Here is a 19971-nt window from a genome sequence, read left to right on the forward strand (position 1 = left end):
GCCCTCCGATTGCGGAACGTTGAAGATGTCTCGACTCTAGGCCACGCTGAAGCCTCCTGGTAGTGGGATGACTACGGAGCGGAGTTGACGTGCCCGAAGACGACGACGTAGCCCTGACTCGTCACGAACCCCTTCAAGTCCCCCCGCCTGGAACGCTTTTCCGGGATACCGGCCATGGCGACCGGGTGGGTGAGTTCCGCGGGGTTGCCGGTCCGTACTGGTCGTTGCGCCCGGTCGGTGGCGGTGTGGAGTGGGAGGCGGAGCCCGAGTGGGTCCGGGCGCTGACTCCGGCCGAGCGGCTGAGCGTGGAGAACGCGCTGCGGAATCTGCGGAGCAGCCGGGGTGGGCTGTGAACGGGGCTGCGGTGCCGGGGGGTTACCGGTGCGAGGCGCTGGCCATGGAGTTCTTCGGGGGCACGGGGAAGATGGAGAGGCACGTGCTGGGCATGTTCCGGACCATCTCCCCGGTGCTGGCGCTGCGGTGGCTGGGCGGTCAGGCATTGTGGATCGCGGACCGGATCGACGCCGATCCCGACGCCGAACCGGACTCCGACTCCGGCTTCAGCCCGCGATGGGACCTGGAGCGTTCGGCGTGGGTGCAGCCCTTGAAACGGCTGCCGGTCGGCTCCACGCCCGACCGCCCCGCCGAGCTCCGTGCCTGGTACGAGGACCGGCAGGGCCAGCGCGCGGCCCAGGCACACATCAAGAACGGCAACCCGTTCCTCGTCGTCGTCCCCGACACCGACTTCACGTACACCCTCTCCGTGCAGCCCGATTGAAACGTGATGATCGACGGGATTCGGCTGTCACGGGATACCCTTCCGCAAAGGGCGGAGCCGCAGGGTCGTCGTGCTCAACTCGTGTGCAGCATCAGCCCGATGCCGACCACCATCAGCCCCGCCGCCGCGATCCGCGGGGCGCCGAACCGTTCCTTGAAGAACAGCGTCCCGATGGCCGCTCCGACGATGATCGACGACTCCCGCAGGGCCGCGACCGGGGCCAGTGCCGCCCGGGTCTGGGCCCACAGGACGAGGCCGTACGCCGTCACGGACAGGGCCGCGCCCAGCAGCCCGCGCGCGGCGAACGGCTTGAGCCGGCCGACGAGTTCGCCCCGGCGGCGGTACAGCGCGTAGGCCGGGATCGCCAGGCCCTCCAGGATCATCAGCCAGGCGATGTAGCCGAGCGGGGTGCCGGAGGCGCGTACTCCGACGCCGTCCACCGTGGTGTACCCGGCGATGGCCAGGCCGGTCGCGAGGGCGGCCAGCAGGGCCGGCCAGTCGGGGCGTCTGCCGGAACCCCGGATGCCCCAGAGGGCCAGCCCGACGAGCCCCGCCGAGGCCACCGCGACCCCGGCGGTGGCCCAGCCGTCCGGGTGCTCGCCGACGAAGACCGCGGCGAGGACCGTCACCACCAGCGGCGCCGTGCCCCGGGCGATCGGGTACATCTGCCCGAAGTCGCCCAGGGTGAACGAACGCATCAGCAGCAGCATGTACGCCACATGGAGCGCGGCCGAGACCAGCAGATACGGCCAGGCCGCGGCGGCCGGGAACGGCACGAGGAGGGCACCGGCCGCGCCGATCATCAGCCCGCCGCCGGAGATCAGGGTGAAGGAGAGGAGCTGGTCCTTGATCGCGTGCGCGATGGCGTTCCAACTGGCGTGCGTGACCGCCGCGACCAGGACCGCGAACGCGACCAGCGGTGTCACTTCGACTGCTCGCGCACGTCCACCACGGTTCCGCCAGCGTGCCCGATCAGCGACTTGGGGTCGAGCGGGAAGACGGTGTGCGGGGTGCCTGCCGCCGCCCACACCACCTCGTGGTCCAGCAGCCCCCGGTCGGCCAGCACCCGGGTCCTCGTACGGTGCCCGAAGGGGGGTACGCCGCCGATCGCGTACCCGGTCGTCTCCCGGACCAGCTCGGCCCCGGCCCGCTTGACCTTCCCGGCGTCCAGCTCCGCGCGTACCCGCTCCACGTCGACGCGCGAGGAGCCGTCCATCAGGACCAGCACGGGGACCCCGTCGGCCTCGAAGATCAGCGACTTGACGATCTCGCTCAGCTCACAGCCGATCGCGGCGGCGGCCTCGGCGGCGGTACGGGTGGCCTCGGGGAAGCGGCGGACCTCGACATCGAGCCCCAGCTCCCGGAGGGCCTCGGCGAATCGAGGGTGGGCTTCGGCAGCGGCGGTGGCATCGGAAGTGCTCATGCCCCGCACGCTAGCGAACGTCGCACGGGGCACGCGACGGGGTTCCACGCGTGCGGGGCGGCGGTCACCGCTCCTTGGAGTGATTCACCACGCAGGCGACGGTCAGCAGCACCCCGAACACTCCGACGGCCAGCAGTCCGAGGACCTTGAGGAGGCCCGTGCCGTCCGCCACACCTCTGACGGCGCCCGCGATCCCGCCGACGGCCGCGCACATTCCGAGAACGAACGTGCGTGACCCCCGGGGCCCGGCAGCAGTCATCTCACGACCCCGCGCGGAGGACTGCCGCCACCACCGGGCCTGCCGCGTCGCCGCCGTGGCCGCCGGACTGGACGACCGCCGCGGCGGCGAGGTCGTTGCTGAAGCCGGCGAACCAGCTGTTGGACGTGGCCTGGCCGTCGACCTCTGCCGAGCCCGTCTTGGCGCCCTTGTCGCCGCCGACCGAGGCCATCGCGGCCTTTCCGGTGCCCCAACTCGCGGTCTGGCGCATCATGTTGGTGACCTGCTGGGACGCGGACGGGGAAAGCGACCGGGAGGCGGTGGCGATCGGCCGGCCGTCGAGGTCCCGGTCGACGAGGATCGGCTGGCGGAAGGTGCCGTTCTTGGCGGTGGCGGTGATGGACGCCATGTTGAGTGCGTTCATCTGGATCGTGCCCTGACCGATGTACTGGGCGGCCGCCTCGCCACCGGTGGCCTCGGGCACGCTGCCGTCGAAGGTCACCACACCGGTCTGCCAGTTCAGGCCGATGCCGAAGACGTCGCGGGCCTCCTTGGCGAGCGCGGTCTCGTCGTCCACCTCGTCGATCAGCTTGATGAAGGCGGTGTTGCAGGACCGGGCGAAACTGGTGGTGAGCGTGGCCGTGTCCGGGAGGGAGAAGTGGTCCAGGTTGTGGAAGGTGCGGCCCTGCCACATCACGTCCTTCGGGCACTCCACCGGACGGTCGGCCGCCGCGACGCCCTTCTCGATCAGCATCGCCGCCGTCACGATCTTCATCGTCGACCCGGGTGCCTGCTTGCCCTGCATCGCCGTGTTGAAGCCGGTGGCCGGATTGTTGGCGACCGCGCGGATCGCGCCCGTGGACGGCCGGACCGCGACCACCGAGGCCTGGCTGAATTTCTTCACGGCCACCTCGGCCGCCGCCTGCGCGTTCGCGTCCAGCGTGGTCTGCAGCTTGCCCGGCCGGCCCTTGGTGAGGGTCAGCAGGGTCTTGTCCGGGCCGTTCGCGTCCGCGCTCTCGATCCAGGTCTCGATGCCCGCGGTGCCGCCCGCCTTCTCCCCGTACTTCTCGCGCAGTGTGTCCAGGATCGAGCCCAGGGAGGGGTACTTCTCCTTGGTGAGCGTCCTGCCGTTGCGGTCGACGGCCTCGATCGACGGCGTCGACGCCTCACCCGTCTTGAGCGACGCACCGGCGGTCAGATCCGGGTGGATCACGGCGGGGGCCCAGTCGACCAGCGGCCTGCCGGTGGTCAGGCCGCGCACCACGGTCAGTTCGGAGGAGTACGACCAGGGCTTGGACTTCCCCTCGAACGACACGGTCGCCTTCACCGTGTACGGCACCTTCGTGCCGACCGCCGGGCCCGGAGTGATCACCGCGTCGGTGACATGGGCGCTCTCGCGGTAGCCGGTCAGGGCCGTTTCGGCCTCGGCCGCGTTGTTGGTGAGCTGGGACGCGGCGGCCGCGTCACCGCTCGCCCAGGCCTTGAGGAACTTCTTCGACGCGTCGTCGATCTCCGCCTTGGTGACCGGCCCCGTCTTCACCTCGGCGGAGGTGGACTTGCTGTCCGTGCCGTCGCCGCCACCGCCGTTCAGGTCGTCCAGGACGTTGTACGCCCCGTAGCCCACCCCGCCGACCACGACCGCGAACACTCCGCCGACTATCGCAACCTTCGCTCCACTGCGCATCCCTGCAGTCCCCCTCCCCAGGAGTTCCCCTTGAACGCGTTCAAGGGGATGCTGCCGGGCACACTACGGGACGACGGTGACAGTCGAGATGGTTGTTATAGGAACGCGATACATGCGGCATGAACATGACGGTCAAGTCAAGGTGTGCCGGTCAAATCCAGGTATCCAGCCACATTCGGTCCCGCCAGGACCCGTCGGGAATGGGCGTCCCCGTATAAATGGGCCAGAAATAAATGAAGCCTCGCGCATGGCGGCGCAGACGGCCCCGACCAGCGGTTTCCCTGCCGGACGGGGCCCGAAGACCTGGTGTGCTGTCCATGGAATGACGCGGGTGTGGCTTGGATCTGGCTGGACGCGCGACGCCGGGCATCCCTCCCCTAACCCCTAGGGGGCGGGGGATCCGCGTGCTGATCCGACAAGCCGGAAGACAGGGAGGCCGCGCCGAGTGGGCCGACGCGCCGGCCTGGCCCGCCACCGCCGCTCCCGGAGCTCGCCGCCGACAAGAACTTGGCCACCGGTCGGGCGCTCGACCCGCGCCGCTCCACCCCTACCACCGCCCGCGGCACGGCCGAACCACTGCATGGGCCGATCGCACCGGGCCCCTGCTGTCTGCGTGTGGGTGCGGACGGTGGTGGGGCGTCAACTGAGGGACACCGCCTTTTCGTTGGCTTCCGTCTGCCGGTGTGGGCGGTCGCGAGGAGCGGCAGCCCGGTCGGCGTGGTGCGCAACGAGGTCGGCATCGTCACCCACCCCGGCGGATGCCGGAACGCGGCAACCGTGTTCACCCGCTCTTGCCCGGGCGCCGACGACACAGCGATCGGCCGCGCCGTCGGCGCTGAGGCCGCCTGTGCCATCGCCGCGCTGCGGGCCGGGGCGTCCACGGCGTGACGGCCAGCAGGTGGCCGATCGGCCACCCACCCTGACCGGTGAACGACAAGGAGCAGGACTCCAGCAGGAGGTCGGTGCGTCGCCGTACGCCACGAGTTGGATCACGGGCCCATCCCTGAGCCGTACGAGGTACGAGTGGGCCGGAACAGAGACTGGAGGCGATCCGAGACACTGATTCTGTACAGAGGACTGGCATGGCTCTACGAGGCGGACGAACGATTTCCGTGCTGACGGTCGGCGCGGTGACGGCCGTGACGGCAGCGCTCACCCCCGTGACGGCGTTCGCGGCGGGGGATCCGCTCCAGCAGTATGCGCAGCAGAAACTCCGTTGGGAGCGCTGCGATACGGGCGGGCCGGCGGAGTTCGAGTGCGCGAAGATCAAGGTGCCGCTGGACTACAGCGACCCCGGGGGCCGGAAGATCGACCTCGCGATATCGCGGATCAAGGCGGGCAGCGCGAAGGAGCGGCACGGCGTGCTGCTGATGAATCCCGGGGGTCCGGGCGTTCCGGGGCTGACCATGCCCACGGAGATGGAGCCGCTGCTGACGGCGGAGGTACGAGAGCGGTTCGACCTGATCGGTTTCGACCCGCGAGGCGTCGGGCAGAGCTCGCCGATCGGCTGCGACCTGACGGGCGACGAACAGACCTTCCAGCACCCCTACACCGCAAGGACGTTCGCGAAGGACGTGGCCCGGGCCCGGACGGTGGCCGACAAGTGCTGGGCCAAGGCGGGGGACGTGCTGCCGCACCTCACCACCCGCAACACGGCACGGGACATGGACGTCGTCCGGGCGGCACTGGGAGAGAGGAAGATCTCCTACTTCGGGTACTCGTACGGCACGTACCTGGGCGCCGTCTACACGCAGATGTTCCCCCGGCATTCGGACCGGTTCGTGCTCGACAGCGCGCTCGATCCGACGCTCGCGTGGCGAGGGATGTTCCGGGGATGGTCGGCGGGGGCCGAACTCGCCTTCACCCGGTGGACCGAGTGGGCCGCCGCGCGCAACGCCACGTACGGGCTGGGCCCGACTCCGGCGGAGGTCCGGAAGACGTACGGGGAGCTCATCGCCCGCGCCGACCGCACGCCCGTCCCGACGACGGGCGGGACCCTCAGCGGCGGCGCCATCCGTTCCGAGTACGGTGCGTTCGTCCACGTCGCGACCGTCACCCCGTGGATCGTCGCGTTGAAGGCCGCGGCTGCGGGCGGACCGCCCGCGCCGGCCACGCCGACCGCGTCGGCGGTGCCCGACTCCGTCCCGGTCCGGTCCGCCGACGCGGGGGCGGGGGCGTTCGGTGCGGACGTTCCGGCGGACAACCAGTCCGCCGCCGTGTGGGCCGTCTTCTGCGGCGACACCCGCAGCTGGCCGCGCAACCCCGAGCGGTACCGCCGGGACGCGATGCGAGACCGAGCCAAGTACCCGCTGGCCGGCGACCTGGGGGCCAACATTCAGCCGTGCGCGTTCTGGAAGTCGGCGGGAAGCGAGCCGGCCACCGTGGTGAGCAACGACGTCAACGCGCTGATCGTGCAGAACCAGTGGGACCCGCAGGCGACGCTGGCCATGGCGCAGGGCATGCGGCGGGCGCTGCACGGTGCGCGGATGGTCACGGTGGCCGGCGGTGAGGGCCACGGCGTGGTGGTGGCCGGCCCGTCCTGTGCGGACGCCGGCGTCACGCGGTACTTGACCACGGGCCAGCTGCCCGCGAAGGACCTGACCTGCGGCGGCTAGTGTCCTGCGCCGGAGATCCGTCGGCAGAAGCGGGCGAGGGAGTCGAGGATCTCCTCGGCCGTCTTGGTCCAGATGAACGGTGTTGGGTTTTCGTTCCACTCCTTTACCCACGCACGGATGTCGGCTTCCAGGGAACGCACGCTTTTGTGGGAGCCGCGGCGGATCTTCTGGTCGGCGAGGAAGCCGAACCACCTCTCCACCTGGTTGATCCAGGACGAACTGGTAGGGGTGAAGTGCAGGTGGAATCGGGGGTGTTTGGCCAGCCATGCCTTGATGGCGGGCGTCTTGTGGGTGCCGTAGTTATCGCAGATCAGGTGGACCTGGAGGTGCCCGGGAACCTCCTTTTCGATCTTGATGAGGAACTTCTTGAACTCCGCTGCCCGGTGCCGACGGTGCAGCGAGGTGATGACTTCGCCGGTCGCGACGTCGAAGGCCGCGAAGAGGGTGGTCAGACCGTTGCGGACGTAGTCGTGGGTGCGACGCTCGGGCATGCCCGGCATCATCGGCAGCACCGGCTGAGACCGGTCCAGCGCCTGGATCTGCGACTTCTCGTCCACCGACAGCACCACCGCCCCTTCGGGCGGATTGAAGTACAGCCCGACCACGTCGTAGACCTTCTCCACGAACAAGGGGTCCGCCGACAGTTTGAAGGTGTCCGTCAGATGAGGCTTGAGATGGAACTTGCGCCAGATTCGGCCCACGGTCGACTTCGACAGCCCGCTGCGGTCGGCCATCGACTTGCGCGACCAGTGCGTGGCGTTCTTCGGCATCTCCTCCAACGTGCTGACCACGACGGCCTCCACCTGGTCGACGCTGATGGTGGGCGGTCGACCCGGCCGGGGCTCGTCCATCAACCCGTCCAGCCGGGCGGCCAGGAACCGCCGACGCCACTTGCGGACCGTATCCGCCGCTACCCGAAGATCCCGCGCCACCACAACAATCGGCGGAACGTCAGGGCCTGCACACGCCAGCACGATCCGCGCCCGTAACGCCACCGCCTGCGCAGACGTCGCCCGCCGGGCCCAACGCTCCAGCACCGCACGCTCGTCAACGGACAACAACAACGGTTCCAGCTTCGGACCACGACGCGGTGCGGGCACACCCGCAGAAACACTCATACAGGAACTAACGATGGATCTCCGGTGCAGGACACTAGTGCCGTGACCGCATTGGTTCGCCGGGTTGGTCAGGCTGCGATCTTGAGAGGGCGTCCGCCCCAGCGGATGCCCGTCGAACGCTGCATCAACAAGCTCAAGCAGTGGCGCGACCAGGCTTGCTACTCGCTGAGCATGCTGGCATTTCTACGAGACTTCGATGCTCTGCGGGACAGGTGCGCGAGCAGCCGACCCGCGCCGACGGCCACGTAGAGCACGACCAGAACCCCGAGTCCGAGGTCGAGCCAGTCATAGGCCGCGCCCCTGAAGAACGAGGCCCACGCCCTGGCCCCCGCGACGGATCCGGCAACCACCAGCAGCACCGACGCCACCGCGTACAGCGCCTTCGCGGCCCCGGGCCAACGCTCTTTGAGTAGTTCACCACCCGCACCGAGTACGACCAGCGCGGCGAAGGCATCGTGCGGCTCCAGACGCCCCGTCCCGATCGCGTCCACGATGTTGATCAGAGCGCCGATCGACCCGACGACCAGGACACCTTGGGATATACGGCGGCTCATCAACCCTCGCCCTGCGGCCAAACTTCGTTGGCAATGAATCAATCTTCGCTGTCGCAGGTTAGTGACACCCGCGCCCGCCCAGGGGTTCGGGTGTCACGGCCCCCGTGACGGTGTCAGGTGTCATGCGGATGTCAGAGCCGTTCCCTGGGCCGACCGCCGGGCCGTCTGTGGGCCGTCCGCGGGCGGCCGATGGGCACCGATGATGGCCGACAATCACCGAGAGGCCGCAGTCGACGACTGCGGCCTCTCGGTGCTCCTGCCCAGCTAGATCCAGGTGTCCAGCCACATCCGGTCGCGCCACGAACCGTCGGGGATCGGCGTGCCCGTGTAGATCGGCCAGAAATAAATGAAATTCCAGATGATCAGCAACACCAGTACGCCCGCCGCGATCGCCCCCAGCGTCCGCCGCCGTTCCCCCGCCGGATCGCCGGTCACCGGGCCGAGTTCCCGTTCGGCCCCGGTCCCGGCCGCCGGACCCAGCATCGCGCCGATCATCATCGTGACCGCCAGACACAGGAACGGCACGAACACGACCGCGTAGAAGAGGAAGATCGTGCGCTCCTGGTAGAAGAACCAGGGCAGCCAGCCCGCCGCCACACCGCAGGCGATCGCCCCCGCCCGCCAGTCGCGCCGGAAGAACCAGCGCCACAGCACGTACACCAGGGCGAAGCACGCCGCCCACCACAGCAGCGGCGTCCCGATGGCCAGCACCTCGCGGGAGCACTTGCCGGTCGCCGACGCCGCGCAGCCCGGCTGCTCCTCCCAGAAGTACGAGACGGGCCGGCCGAGCACGATCCAGCTCCACGGATTGGACTGGTAGGTGTGGCCGGACGTCAGATTCACATGGAATTCGTAGACCTGGTACTCGTAGTGCCACAGGCTGCGCAGCCAGTCCGGCAACCACGTCCAGTTGCCGCCCCTGCCGTCGGTCTGGGCCCAGTTCCGGTAGTAGCCCTTGTCGGTGACGATCCAGCCGGTCCAGGAGACGAGGTACGTGAGGATCGTGACCGGGACCGTCGAGACGAACGCCGGCAGCAGATCCCGCTTCAGCACCGCCGTGTACGGGCGAATCGCACCCGCGGTCCGGCGCGCGCCCACATCCCACAGCACCGTCATCAGACCGAAGCCGACCAGGATGTACAGGCCGTTCCACTTGGTGGCGAAGGCCAGCCCCAGCATCAGACCGGCGGTGAGCCGCCACGGACGCCAGCCCAGCCGCAGATTCTCCGCGACCCCGGCATCGGGGCGCAGCACACCCTCCTCGTCGACCGGCAGCGCGGCGGCGAGGCGGCGCCGCGCCCAGTCGCGGTCGATCAGCAGGGCGCCGAACGCCGCCAGCACGAAGAACATCAGCACGAGGTCGAGCAGCGCGGTGCGGCTCATCACGAAGTGCAGACCGTCGACGGCGAGCAGCGTGCCGGCCAGGCACCCCAGGAACGTCGAGCGGAACATCCGCCGTCCGATCCGGCACAGCATCAGCACCGACAGCGTGCCGAGCACGGCCACCATGAACCGCCAGCCGAACGGTGTGAAACCGAAGATCTGCTCACCGATCCCGATGATCCACTTGCCGACCGGTGGGTGCACCACATAGCCCGGATCCACCGGGACGTGCACCTTCGACGGATCGTCGAGGATCAGCTTGTCGATGTCCTTGGGCCAGTTCCCCTCGTACCCCTGGTTGATCAGTGCCCAGGAATCCTTGGCGTAGTACGTCTCGTCGAATATCAGCGCGTGCGGGCTGCCCAGGTTCCAGAACCGCAGCACCCCGGCGACCAGTGCCACCAGCAGCGGGCCGCCCCAGGCGGACCACCGGACCAGGCGCTCGGCCATGGGCGGAGAGATCCCGAGCACCGCCCACAACTGGGCGCCGGGGCGGGTGTACGGCGGAACCAGCCGTTCACGCAGCCCGATTCCGGGCCGGGGCGAATGGCCGAAGCGGCGCAGCCGCTGCTGCCAGGATGTCGGCTCTTCGCCGTGCGGTTCCCCGGCGTCTTGGCCCTGCCGGGCTTCGGGCGCAGTACTCGTCACCGCGCCATCGTAGGGAACGCATCTGTGCGAGCGCTGTCGCCCGTGCTGGGAGGATGACTCATGTGACTGGAACGACTGGAACGCTGGTACTCGCAGGAACCCCCATCGGCGATGTGGCGGACGCCCCGCCACGCCTCGCCGCCGAACTGGAGACGGCCGATGTGGTCGCCGCCGAGGACACCCGACGTCTGCGCCGCCTCACGCAGGCGCTCGGCATCCACACCACGGGGCGGGTCGTCTCCTACTTCGAGGGCAATGAGTCGGCCCGTACGCCCGAACTCGTCGAGGCACTGACCGGCGGCGCCCGCGTCCTGCTGGTCACGGACGCCGGGATGCCGTCCGTCTCCGATCCCGGCTACCGGCTCGTGGCCGCAGCCGTGGAGAAGGACATCAAGGTCACCGCGGTCCCCGGCCCGTCCGCGGTGCTCACGGCTCTCGCCCTGTCCGCGCTGCCCGTCGACCGTTTCTGCTTCGAGGGCTTCCTTCCGCGAAAGGCGGGCGAACGGCTAGGCAGACTGCGCGAGGTCGCCGACGAGCGCCGCACCATGGTCTTCTTCGAGGCCCCGCACCGGCTCGACGACACCCTCGCGGCGATGGCCGAGGTCTTCGGCGCCGACCGTCGGGCGGCCGTGTGCCGGGAGCTGACCAAGACGTACGAGGAAGTGAAGCGCGGCCCGCTGGGCGAGCTGGCGGTCTGGGCGGCCGAAGGGGTACGCGGCGAGATCACCGTGGTCGTCGAGGGCGCTGCCGACTCCGGACCCGAAGAACTGGACGCCGCGGAGCTGGTACGCAGGGTGCAGGTGCGCGAGGAGGCGGGGGAGCGGCGCAAGGAGGCCATTGCCGCTGTTGCCGCAGATGCGGGGCTGCCCAAGCGCGAAGTCTTCGATGCGGTCGTTGCAGCAAAGAATGCGGCGCGAACCGGGCCGGCCGAGGGCAAAGGACTGGCGTAAAAGGCAAAGCGCGAGCCGCGCATCGGGCCTTTCTGCCACGAGAAGGCCAAATCCGCTCCAACACTCGACAGGGCCTGGTGCGTTCCCGCCGGTAGCGGCGTCCACTGGACCAGGGACGCATTCTCCGGAGTGCTTGTCCGACGGACAAAGGAGCGAGCATGAGCGAGAGCGCAGCAACCACCGTTCACGAGGCGTATGCCTTCGCTTGCATGAGGTGCGGATACGGCTGGGAGCAGGCCTACGAGATAGAGCACCACGTCGACGGTGCCAACAACGATTTCGTCATATACAAGGCGGACGGCGAGCGGGTGCCCTCACCCCTTTCCAGGCCGACCTGCACGAACTGCGGCGGACACCTGGTCCGGATCATGCGGGCCGGCCGGGTCTCGGCCGCCCAGCAGCTGCTCCACAACTCCACGTCGACGCGGCCGGCGATCGAGGACATCGGCGCCCGGGAGGGCGAGGCCGTGGCCGCCACCGCCGCACCCGCGGGTGCGGGGCATCACTGGCACCTGTCCGACCTGCTGCACCCCTTCCACCGCAAGTAGGGCCACCGGCGCGGTCCTCGTACGATCGTCGTCATGAGCCGTTCCGAAGCCCCGCCGCTGCCCGAACCCCTCCGGGTACCGGTCGCCGATTCGCACACCCACCTGGACATGCAGGACGCAACTGTCGAGGAGGGCCTGGCCAGGGCCTCGGCGGTCAATGTGACCACCGTGATCCAGGTGGGCTGCGACGTGGCCGGTTCGCGCTGGGCCGCAGAGACCGCCGCCGCGCATGCGAACGTGCACGCGGCGGTGGCCCTCCACCCCAACGAGGCCCCGCGCATCGTGCACGGCGACCCGGGGGAGCCCCCCGGGGCTGGAGGAGGCCGGTCGCGGCAGGGGGTGCGTGAAGGGGGCGGCCGGGCGGCACTGCACGAGGCCCTCGCGCAGATCGACGCGCTGGCCGCACTCGACCACGTACGCGGTGTCGGCGAGACCGGGCTCGACTGCTTCCGTACCGGCCCTGAGGGAATGGCCGCGCAGGAGGAGTCCTTCCGGGCCCACATCGAGATCGCCAAACGGCACGGCAAGGCGCTGGTCATCCACGATCGCGAGGCGCACGCGGATGTGCTGCGCATCCTCGCCGACGCGGGTGCCCCCGAGCGGACCGTGTTCCACTGCTACTCCGGCGACGCCGACATGGCCCGGATCTGCGCGGATGCCGGGTACTTCATGTCCTTCGCGGGCAATGTCACCTTCAAGAACGCCCAACCGTTGCGTGACGCACTGGCCGTCGCGCCGATGGAACTGGTCCTGGTCGAGACGGACGCACCGTTCCTGACCCCCGCCCCGTACCGCGGACGGCCTAACGCGCCCTACCTCATTCCGGTCACGCTGCGTGCCATGGCGGAGGTGAAGGGCGTGGACGAGGACACCCTGGCGTCGGCCATCTCCGACAACACCGCCCGCGCATTCGACTACTGACCGGTACGGGCCGGTGCCGGCCGACTCCCCGGCTACGGGGTGTAGTTGAGCCGTTTTGGAGAGTCATCGATGCTCCGCTATCGTCCCGGGCGCCATCAGGCGAGCCGGCCGATCGGATCCTCTGGAGCGTCGTGAGCAATTCGAAGGGCAGTCACCGTGCAGCACGCGGCAGGGGGCGTACGGCGGTGGCGATGCCGCCCGCCCGTCTCCCGGCCGCCGCATCCGTATCCGTACCGCTCCATGAGCAGCTGACGCTCGCCGCCTGGGCGGTGCGCGCCCCGACAGTCGTCGATACGCCCCTGCTACCCGGCCGGCCGGCACTCCCCGGCAGCGACGGCGGCCGGGCGGCGGCGCGTCGGGGCGGGCGGCGACGCAAGGTCCCCGTCCGCCCCGAGAGCCTGCGCCGCCTCGTCCCGCAGGCCCTCGTCGTCGCGTTCCTGGCCGGTGGCACCACCGCTTTCGTGGCCTGCGACAAGGCGGTGACGCTCGATGTCGACGGCACGCCCCGCACCCTGCACACCTTCGCGGCCGACGTCGACGAACTCCTCGCCGACCAGGGTGTCACCGTCGCCGCCCACGACACCGTCACCCCTGCCCTCGGTAGCCCGCTCGCCGACGGCGACGAGGTCGTCGTGCGGGCGCGGAGGTAGCGGAGGCGGCGGAGCGGGAGGCCGCACGTGCAACGGGGGCGAGCCCCCGGCCGCGCCGCGGCCGTAGGCTTACCGGGTGAGCACCACTGAGCCCGATGCCCTCCTGGGCCCCGCAGACATCCGCGAGCTGGCCGCCGAGCTGGGCGTACGCCCGACCAAACAGCGCGGTCAGAACTTCGTCATCGACGCCAATACGGTCCGCAGGATCGTGCGGACGGCGGAAGTCCGCCCGGACGACGTCGTCGTCGAGGTCGGTCCGGGGCTCGGCTCGTTGACCCTGGCGCTGCTGGAGGCGGCGGACCGGGTCGTCGCCGTCGAGATCGACGACGTGCTGGCGGGCGCCCTGCCGGCCACGGTCGCCGCCCGGATGCCGGGGCGCGCCGACCGGTTCGCCCTGGTGCACTCCGACGCGATGCTGGTCCGGGAGCTGCCGGGCCCGGCGCCGACCGCGCTGGTCGCGAACCTTCCGTACAACGTCGCCGTGCCGGTCCTGCTGACCATGCTGGAGCGCTTCCCGTCCATCGAGCGGACCCTCGTCATGGTCCAGGCCGAGGTCGCCGACCGGCTGGCCGCCAAGCCGGGCAACAAGGTCTACGGCGTGCCGTCGGTGAAGGCCAACTGGTACGCGGACGTCAAGCGTGCCGGGTCCATCGGCCGCAATGTCTTCTGGCCCGCCCCGAACGTCGACTCCGGCCTGGTCTCGCTGGTCCGGCGTACCGAGCCGATCACGACGAGCGCGAGCAGGACCGAGGTCTTCGCGGTCGTCGACGCGGCCTTCGCCCAGCGCCGCAAGACGCTGCGGGCGGCCCTGGCCGGCTGGGCGGGCTCCGCGCCCGCCGCAGAAGCGGCCCTGGTCGCGGCCGGGATCTCGCCGCAGGCCCGCGGCGAGGCGCTGACGGTCGAGGAGTTCGCCGCCATTGCCGAGAACAAGCCCTCCGGGAGCGGCGAGTGAGCGTCACCGTCCGCGTCCCCGCCAAGGTCAACGTCCAGCTCGCGGTCGGCGCCGCGCGCCCCGACGGCTTCCACGACCTGGCCAATGTCTTCCTCGCCGTCGGCCTGTACGACGAGGTCACCGTCACCCCCGCCGAGGAACTGCGCATCACCTGCTCGGGCCCGGACGCCGCCAAGGTCCCGCTGGACGCGACGAACCTCGCTGCCCGCGCCGCGATCGCACTGGCCGAGCGGCACGGCATCGCACCCGATGTGCACATCCACATCGCCAAGGACATCCCCGTCGCGGGCGGCATGGCGGGCGGCAGCGCCGACGGTGCCGCCGCCCTGCTGGCCTGCGACACCCTCTGGTCCACCGGTGCCCGCCGGGAGGAGCTCCTCGCCATCTGCGCGGAGCTCGGCAGTGACGTGCCGTTCAGTCTGGTCGGCGGCGCGGCTCTCGGCGTCGGACGCGGCGAGCAGCTGACCGCGATCGACGTCGGCGGAACCTTCCACTGGGTCTTCGCGGTCGCCGACGGCGGGCTCTCCACCCCGGCCGTCTACGGCGAGTTCGACCGGCTCACGGCCGGTACGGACGTCCCGGATCCCGCTCCGTCCGCCGCGCTCCTGGACGCGTTGCGGACCGGTGACGCCACGGCTCTCGCGGGCGCCCTGAGCAACGACCTCCAGCCCGCCGCGCTCTCCCTGCGCCCCTCCCTCGCCGACACCCTCGCCGCGGGCACCGAGGCCGGCGCCCTGGCCGCCCTGGTCTCGGGCTCCGGGCCGACCACCGCGTTCCTGGTGGCGGACGCGGAGTCGGCGCGGAAGGTGGCCGAGGCGCTGATCACGTCGGGGACGTGCAGGAACGCACGGGCCGCGGTGTCCCCGGCGCCGGGCGCCACGGTCCTGTGAGCCGGGCCGGCCGGGTGGCGCCGCCGCCCGGTCAGCCGAGCCGCACGCTCTTCTTCGCCAGCTCGTACGCCGGGAGCATCGCCTCGTGCTCCCGCGAGTCCAGCCCGCCCAGATGGACCACGACAGGACCGTCCGGGGTGGAGACGGCGAAGGCCCGCTCTTTCTTGGGCTCGTCCAGAAGCTCGCTGCTGACCGTGTAGTCGGCCTCGGTCGCGGGCATGTCACCGGCCCCGGTCCCGGTGTACGTGATCTTTCCGGCGCCGTCCTCGTCGGCGATGAACGCCTCCAGGACCTGGCGCGGGGTGCGGCCGGATTTCTCGCCCTGCCACACCCGCAGATACCCGATGTTCCCCGCCGGCTTCGCATCGATCTCGCAGACCATGGTGAGCCGGCCCTGCACGCCCAGTGCGGCACCGAGCTCGGAGTCCGGATCGACGCTGACGGCCTTCGGCTTCCAGGACGCCGCGAGGTCGAAGGTGACGGGCAGCGGGCAGGCCGAGCCGGAGCCGCCGACCGTGCCCCCCTCGGCGGCGGTCTTCCCGGCCGCCCCGGCCTTCTGCGACGGCTTCCCGCCGGCCGGCTTCTCGGCCACGGCCCCCGCATCCTGCGACGCCGACGAACAGCCCGCCAGCACAAGCGTCGCCAGCAGTGCCGCCGGGGCCATGCTCCGCACCGGCCCACGGACAGCATTCCGCGCGGTGTCACGCACCGTCGAAGTCCCCACTGAAGTCCCCACCCCTGAGATGTTCGAAGATCTTCCGACCGGGCCCCCGCCCCTTGATCGATTGCCGCACGCTATCGCAGCCGCGAGCCGACTACCCTGGGACGTCGATCGATCCCCCAGGCAGGAGTGAAATGGCCGTCAATCTGGTCAATGTCGAGCAGGTCAGCAAGGTGTACGGCACCCGTGCCCTGCTCGATGGTGTGTCCCTCGGTGTGTCCGAGGGGGACCGGATCGGTGTCGTGGGCCGTAACGGCGACGGCAAGACGACCCTCATCCGGATGCTCGCCAGGCTGGAGGAGGCGGACAGCGGCCGCGTCACCCACAGCGGCGGGCTGCGCCTCGGCGTCCTCACCCAGCACGACTCGCTCGACCCCGAGGCGACCATCCGCCACGAGGTGATCGGCGACCTTGCCGACCACGAGTGGGCGGGCAGCGCAAAGATCCGCGATGTGCTCACCGGACTCTTCGGCGGGCTCGCCCTGCCGGGCTTCGAGCACGGCCTGGACACCGTCATCGCCCCGCTCTCCGGCGGCGAGCGGCGCCGGATCGCGCTGGCAAAGCTGCTCATCGCCGAGCAGGACCTGATCGTCCTCGACGAGCCGACCAACCACCTCGACGTCGAGGGCATCTCCTGGCTGGCCGGCCATCTGCGGGCACGCCGCTCGGCGCTCGTCTGCGTCACCCACGACCGCTGGTTCCTCGACCAGGTCTGTACGCGCATGTGGGACGTCCAGCGCGGCACGGTCCATGAGTACGAGGGCGGCTACAGCGACTACGTCTTCGCGCGGGCCGAGCGGGAGCGCATCGCCGCGACCGAGGAGTCCAAGCGGCAGAACCTGATGCGCAAGGAGCTGGCCTGGCTGCGCCGCGGTGCCCCCGCCCGTACCTCCAAGCCGCGCTACCGCATCGAGGCGGCCAATGAACTGATCGCCGATGTGCCGCCGCCGCGCGACACCAGCGAGCTGATGAAGTTCGCCAACGCCCGGCTCGGCAAGACCGTCTTCGACCTGGAGGACGTGACCGTCCAGGCAGGCCCCAAGACGCTGCTCACCCACCTCACCTGGCAGCTCGGCCCCGGCGACCGGATCGGCCTGGTCGGGGTCAACGGCGCGGGCAAGACCTCGCTGCTGCGGGCGCTCGCCGAGGCGGCACGCACACAGGGCGACGCGCAGCCCGCCGCCGGGAAGGTCGTCGTCGGCAAGACCGTCAAGCTGGCCTACCTCTCCCAGGAGGTACACGAGCTCAACCCGAACCTGCGGGTGCTCGAAGCGGTCCAGCAGGTACGGGACCGGGTCGACCTGGGCAAGGGCCGGGAGATGACCGCGGGTCAGCTCTGCGAGCAGTTCGGCTTCTCGAAGGAGAAGCAGTGGACCCCGGTCGGTGACCTCTCGGGTGGTGAGCGGCGCCGGCTCCAGATCCTGCGCCTGCTGATGGACGAGCCGAACGTCCTCTTCCTCGACGAGCCCACCAACGACCTCGACATCGAGACCCTGACCCAGCTGGAGGACCTCCTCGACGGCTGGCCCGGAACGATGATCGTGATCTCTCACGACCGGTTCTTCATCGAGCGGACCACGGACCGGGTGATGGCGCTGCTCGGCGACCGCACGCTGCGGATGCTGCCGCGCGGGATCGACGAGTACCTGGAGCGCAGGCAGCGGATGGAGGAGGCGGCCACCCCCTCCGCCGCACCCGCGGCGGCGAAGGAGAAGGCCGCGTCGGCCGCGAGCGTCTCCCCGCAGGCCGCTCGTGCGGCGAAGAAGGAACTGCAGAAGGTGGAGCGGCAGCTCGACAAGATGTCGACGCGGGAGACCGCGCTGCACGCACAGATCGCGGAAAACGCCACGGACTTCGAGAAGGTGGCGAAGCTGGACGCGGAGCTGCGCGAACTGGTCGCTGAGCGCGATGAGTTGGAGATGCGCTGGCTGGAACTGGCCGAGGACGCCTGACCGCTGCGGTGCCTTCGGTGCGACCGGTGGGGCCTGTGGGGCGGGTGATAGAAAGAAAGCTCGCCCGGCACAGGTAGAGATGCCGGACCGGTCCGCACGAAGGGGGACGTGCTGATGACCCAGCCGCCCGGCCAGCAACCGCCGCAGGGAGGCTTCGGGGCTCCGTACGATCCGCCGCCGGGGTCGGTTCAGCCGTCGTCGCCACCTCCACCTTCCGGATACGGCCCCGTGCCGCCGCCCGTTCAGGCCGCGGGACCGTACGGTGCGCCTGCGCAGCCGGGCCCGTACGGCGCACCCGCGCAGCCGGGGCCGTACGGCGTCCAGCAGCCCGGTCCGTACGACGCACCCACGCAGCCCGGTCCATACGGGTATCCAGGGCAGCCGCAGCCCGGATACGGCTACCCGCAGCAGCAGCAGCAGCCGCCGCAGCAGCCTCCGCAGCCCGGTGGCGGAGGCTTCTTCCGGGGCAGGCGCGGGACGGTCATCGGTGCCGTGCTGGCAGTGGTGTTGCTGGCCGGCAGTGGCATCTGGCTCGCCACGAGCAGGGGCGACGACGAGTCGAATCCCACGGCGAAGGCGAGTGCCGATCCCGGGCCGAGTTCCACAGGCGGCGGGGGCGACGGCAAGGCCAAGGACCAGGACCAGGACCAGGACACGCACGACCTCCGTGCCGAGGCCGACGCGCTCAACGCCAAGCGCAGTCCGGGCGAGGCGAAGGTCCTCTGGCTCCAGGAGGGCGGCGTCGATGTGCCGCGCAACGGCTCGGACGTGTACGGCCCCTGGATCGTCGGCGACACCATCGTCAAGGCCATGTTGCACACGCTCTCCGGTTACTCGGTCACCGACGGCCGCCAGAAGTGGAGCCTTCGCATGCCGTCGAATCTGTGCGCGGCGCCCTCGCAGGCCACCGCCGACGGCAAGATCGTCCTCGGGATCGAGTCCGGCCACGGGGACCAGGCGTTCTGCGACGCGCTCCAGATGGTCGACCTCACGACCGGCAAGGCCGGCTGGCACAAGACCTACGAACGCCAGGGCGCCTGGGACGGGCTCTCCCACGTCGCGATGGCGATCAACGGCGACACCGTGACCGTGGGGCGCACCACCAGGACGGATGCCTTCCGGGTCAGTGACGGCAAGGTGCTCTGGGGCGAACTGCCGGGGAACTGCCAGCCGTTCGGCATTGCGAGCGGCCCCGTGGCGATCGCCGCCACCAGCTGTCAGACGGCGGCCGACGACCACAAGGAACAGCAGGTGCAGCGGATCGACCCGGTCACCGGCAAGGTCCAGTGGACGTACAAGGTCAAGAAGGGCTGGCAGGTCGCGCAGTTCTACTCGGCGAGCCCACCGGTCGTCTCGCTGAAGCAGGACGACAAGTGGGCCATCCTCGTGCTCAACGAGAACGGTACCTACCGCTCTCAACTGGTCGGTGGCACCGAGGACTACGTGACGGAGTGCGACGAAGACCTCCTCACCGACGGCAGGAGTCTCGACAACTGCCTCGGCGTGACGGCCGACGACCGGGCGGTCTACCTGGCGACGAAGCCCGACCCGGCGGCTCGCCGTCCCGCCAACAAGGTCGTGGCCTTCGACCTGAACACCGGTCGGACCAAGTGGAAGGCTGCGGCGCCGGCCGGTCAGACCATGATGCCGATGCGGGTGGAGGGCGGCAGGCTGCTGATGTATGTGGCGGCGGAGAAGAACAAGGGCGGCGGTATCGCGTCCCTCCCGCCGACGGGTGGTACGCCGCAGATGGTGCTGCGGCACCCGGCGGCGGCCGCCGCGGTCGAAAGGGACTTCTCTCTTTCCCGGGTCGCCTATGCGAACGGGCGCTGTTTCCTTGTGCAGGCGAGGATCAGTGGGATCGACGACGAGGCGGAGAAGTCGATGAGGTCGATCGTGGGCTTCGGCAGCTGACGGGCCGAGGCGTAACGAGGGCATCACGGGGCGGTTCTCCCTTGGGAACAGGG

General features: G+C 70.3%; 20 protein-coding genes. 12 read left to right on the forward strand and 8 right to left on the reverse strand.

The features are described from left to right. The first annotated feature begins 89 nt into the window (after nucleotides 1–89). Together OG609_RS24185 and OG609_RS24190 are read left to right on the forward strand one after the other, a co-directional pair. Nucleotides 90–353 carry a hypothetical protein gene (locus tag OG609_RS24185; RefSeq protein ID WP_382900422.1) on the forward strand — a complete coding sequence of 88 codons (264 nt, stop codon included), beginning with the start codon at nucleotides 90–92 and terminating at the stop codon, nucleotides 351–353. Nucleotides 354–397: 44 nt separating this feature from the next. Then, nucleotides 398–778, forward strand: coding sequence for a hypothetical protein (locus tag OG609_RS24190; protein ID WP_327274737.1), 381 nt, complete (start codon nucleotides 398–400; stop codon nucleotides 776–778). Between the two features lie 74 nt (nucleotides 779–852). Here the strand turns inward: OG609_RS24190 and OG609_RS24195 are convergent, their stop codons facing one another. The 4 genes from OG609_RS24195 to OG609_RS24210 form a co-directional block, all read right to left on the reverse strand. Further along, the gene (locus tag OG609_RS24195) at nucleotides 853–1704 is read right to left on the reverse strand and encodes a DMT family transporter (RefSeq protein ID WP_327274738.1); all 852 of its coding nucleotides are present in this window, start codon (nucleotides 1702–1704) and stop codon (nucleotides 853–855) included. After that, a complete protein-coding gene (locus OG609_RS24200) occupies nucleotides 1701–2201 on the reverse strand; it encodes a YbaK/EbsC family protein (RefSeq protein WP_327274739.1) in 501 nt (166 codons plus the stop codon). Before OG609_RS24200 ends, OG609_RS24195 begins: the two co-directional genes overlap by 4 nt. A 64-nt stretch (nucleotides 2202–2265) precedes the next feature. Next, nucleotides 2266–2415, reverse strand: coding sequence for a hypothetical protein (locus OG609_RS24205; RefSeq protein ID WP_327274740.1), 150 nt, complete (start codon nucleotides 2413–2415; stop codon nucleotides 2266–2268). A 46-nt stretch (nucleotides 2416–2461) separates the two neighbouring features. Next, nucleotides 2462–4102 carry a penicillin-binding transpeptidase domain-containing protein gene (locus tag OG609_RS24210; RefSeq protein ID WP_327274741.1) on the reverse strand — a complete coding sequence of 547 codons (1641 nt, stop codon included), beginning with the start codon at nucleotides 4100–4102 and terminating at the stop codon, nucleotides 2462–2464. A gap of 681 nt (nucleotides 4103–4783) precedes the next feature. Between OG609_RS24210 and OG609_RS24215 the strand changes: the two genes are divergently transcribed. Further along, nucleotides 4784–4990 (forward strand): hypothetical protein, encoded by a 207-nt coding sequence (locus OG609_RS24215; protein ID WP_327274742.1) that lies wholly within the window; start codon nucleotides 4784–4786, stop codon nucleotides 4988–4990. Nucleotides 4991–5232: 242 nt separating this feature from the next. Then, nucleotides 5233–6717: an alpha/beta hydrolase gene (locus tag OG609_RS24220; protein ID WP_327274744.1), complete on the forward strand. Its 1485-nt coding sequence runs from the start codon at nucleotides 5233–5235 to the stop codon at nucleotides 6715–6717. Here OG609_RS24220 and OG609_RS24225 read toward each other — a convergent pair. The 3 genes from OG609_RS24225 to OG609_RS24235 all read right to left on the reverse strand — a co-directional run bounded on the left by OG609_RS24225 (nucleotide 6714) and on the right by OG609_RS24235 (nucleotide 10420). Next, the gene (locus OG609_RS24225; RefSeq protein WP_327272935.1) at nucleotides 6714–7835 is read right to left on the reverse strand and encodes an IS630 family transposase; all 1122 of its coding nucleotides are present in this window, start codon (nucleotides 7833–7835) and stop codon (nucleotides 6714–6716) included. The two genes, OG609_RS24220 and OG609_RS24225, sit on opposite strands and share 4 nt — an antisense overlap. Nucleotides 7836–7993: 158 nt before the next feature. Next, nucleotides 7994–8389, reverse strand: coding sequence for a hypothetical protein (locus OG609_RS24230; protein ID WP_327274745.1), 396 nt, complete (start codon nucleotides 8387–8389; stop codon nucleotides 7994–7996). 264 nt (nucleotides 8390–8653) lie between these two features. Then, on the reverse strand, nucleotides 8654–10420 hold the full coding sequence (locus OG609_RS24235; RefSeq protein WP_327274746.1) for a dolichyl-phosphate-mannose--protein mannosyltransferase: 1767 nt from the start codon (nucleotides 10418–10420) through the stop codon (nucleotides 8654–8656). A gap of 53 nt (nucleotides 10421–10473) precedes the next feature. On the opposite strand from OG609_RS24235, the gene rsmI reads away from it, so the two are divergent. From rsmI to OG609_RS24265, 6 genes are all read left to right on the forward strand, one after another. Continuing rightward, nucleotides 10474–11370, forward strand: a complete 897-nt coding sequence (rsmI, locus tag OG609_RS24240; RefSeq protein ID WP_327274747.1) for a 16S rRNA (cytidine(1402)-2'-O)-methyltransferase — start codon at nucleotides 10474–10476, stop codon at nucleotides 11368–11370. Between the two features lie 158 nt (nucleotides 11371–11528). Further along, nucleotides 11529–11918, forward strand: coding sequence for a hypothetical protein (locus OG609_RS24245; RefSeq protein WP_327274748.1), 390 nt, complete (start codon nucleotides 11529–11531; stop codon nucleotides 11916–11918). 33 nt (nucleotides 11919–11951) lie between these two features. Further along, the gene (locus OG609_RS24250; protein WP_327274749.1) at nucleotides 11952–12839 is read left to right on the forward strand and encodes a TatD family hydrolase; all 888 of its coding nucleotides are present in this window, start codon (nucleotides 11952–11954) and stop codon (nucleotides 12837–12839) included. A 131-nt stretch (nucleotides 12840–12970) separates the two neighbouring features. Further along, on the forward strand, nucleotides 12971–13489 hold the full coding sequence (locus tag OG609_RS24255; protein WP_442817998.1) for a ubiquitin-like domain-containing protein: 519 nt from the start codon (nucleotides 12971–12973) through the stop codon (nucleotides 13487–13489). A gap of 76 nt (nucleotides 13490–13565) precedes the next feature. Continuing rightward, nucleotides 13566–14441, forward strand: a complete 876-nt coding sequence (rsmA, locus tag OG609_RS24260; protein ID WP_327274750.1) for a 16S rRNA (adenine(1518)-N(6)/adenine(1519)-N(6))-dimethyltransferase RsmA — start codon at nucleotides 13566–13568, stop codon at nucleotides 14439–14441. Continuing rightward, a complete protein-coding gene (locus OG609_RS24265) occupies nucleotides 14438–15331 on the forward strand; it encodes a 4-(cytidine 5'-diphospho)-2-C-methyl-D-erythritol kinase (RefSeq protein ID WP_327274751.1) in 894 nt (297 codons plus the stop codon). Before rsmA ends, OG609_RS24265 begins: the two co-directional genes overlap by 4 nt. Nucleotides 15332–15362: 31 nt before the next feature. On the opposite strand, the gene OG609_RS24270 is transcribed toward OG609_RS24265, so the two are convergent. Further along, nucleotides 15363–15995 (reverse strand): lipoprotein, encoded by a 633-nt coding sequence (locus OG609_RS24270; RefSeq protein ID WP_327274752.1) that lies wholly within the window; start codon nucleotides 15993–15995, stop codon nucleotides 15363–15365. 191 nt (nucleotides 15996–16186) lie between these two features. Here OG609_RS24270 and OG609_RS24275 point away from each other — a divergent pair, with 191 nt between their 5' ends. Beyond that, entirely contained in the window at nucleotides 16187–18004 is a 1818-nt protein-coding gene (locus OG609_RS24275) for an ABC-F family ATP-binding cassette domain-containing protein (RefSeq protein WP_327274753.1), read from the forward strand. A gap of 228 nt (nucleotides 18005–18232) precedes the next feature. After that, nucleotides 18233–19918, forward strand: a complete 1686-nt coding sequence (locus OG609_RS24280; protein ID WP_327274754.1) for an outer membrane protein assembly factor BamB family protein — start codon at nucleotides 18233–18235, stop codon at nucleotides 19916–19918. The last annotated feature ends 53 nt before the right edge of the window (nucleotides 19919–19971 follow it).

The sequence above is a fragment of the Streptomyces sp. NBC_01224 genome, from assembly GCF_036002945.1.
Classification (GTDB): Bacteria; Actinomycetota; Actinomycetes; order Streptomycetales; family Streptomycetaceae; genus Streptomyces.

Coding starts and splice junctions, on each gene's coding strand:
- OG609_RS24190 (WP_327274737.1), top strand. CDS start 398: ATGGAGTTCTTCGGGGGCACGGGGAAGATGGAGAGGCACGTGCTGGGC.
- OG609_RS24205 (WP_327274740.1), bottom strand. CDS start 2,415: ATGTGCGCGGCCGTCGGCGGGATCGCGGGCGCCGTCAGAGGTGTGGCG.
- OG609_RS24200 (WP_327274739.1), bottom strand. CDS start 2,201: ATGAGCACTTCCGATGCCACCGCCGCTGCCGAAGCCCACCCTCGATTC.
- OG609_RS24225 (WP_327272935.1), bottom strand. CDS start 7,835: ATGAGTGTTTCTGCGGGTGTGCCCGCACCGCGTCGTGGTCCGAAGCTG.
- OG609_RS24230 (WP_327274745.1), bottom strand. CDS start 8,389: ATGAGCCGCCGTATATCCCAAGGTGTCCTGGTCGTCGGGTCGATCGGC.
- OG609_RS24270 (WP_327274752.1), bottom strand. CDS start 15,995: ATGGCCCCGGCGGCACTGCTGGCGACGCTTGTGCTGGCGGGCTGTTCG.
- OG609_RS24275 (WP_327274753.1), top strand. CDS start 16,187: ATGGCCGTCAATCTGGTCAATGTCGAGCAGGTCAGCAAGGTGTACGGC.
- rsmI (WP_327274747.1), top strand. CDS start 10,474: ATGACTCATGTGACTGGAACGACTGGAACGCTGGTACTCGCAGGAACC.
- OG609_RS24250 (WP_327274749.1), top strand. CDS start 11,952: ATGAGCCGTTCCGAAGCCCCGCCGCTGCCCGAACCCCTCCGGGTACCG.
- OG609_RS24210 (WP_327274741.1), bottom strand. CDS start 4,102: ATGCGCAGTGGAGCGAAGGTTGCGATAGTCGGCGGAGTGTTCGCGGTC.
- OG609_RS24245 (WP_327274748.1), top strand. CDS start 11,529: ATGAGCGAGAGCGCAGCAACCACCGTTCACGAGGCGTATGCCTTCGCT.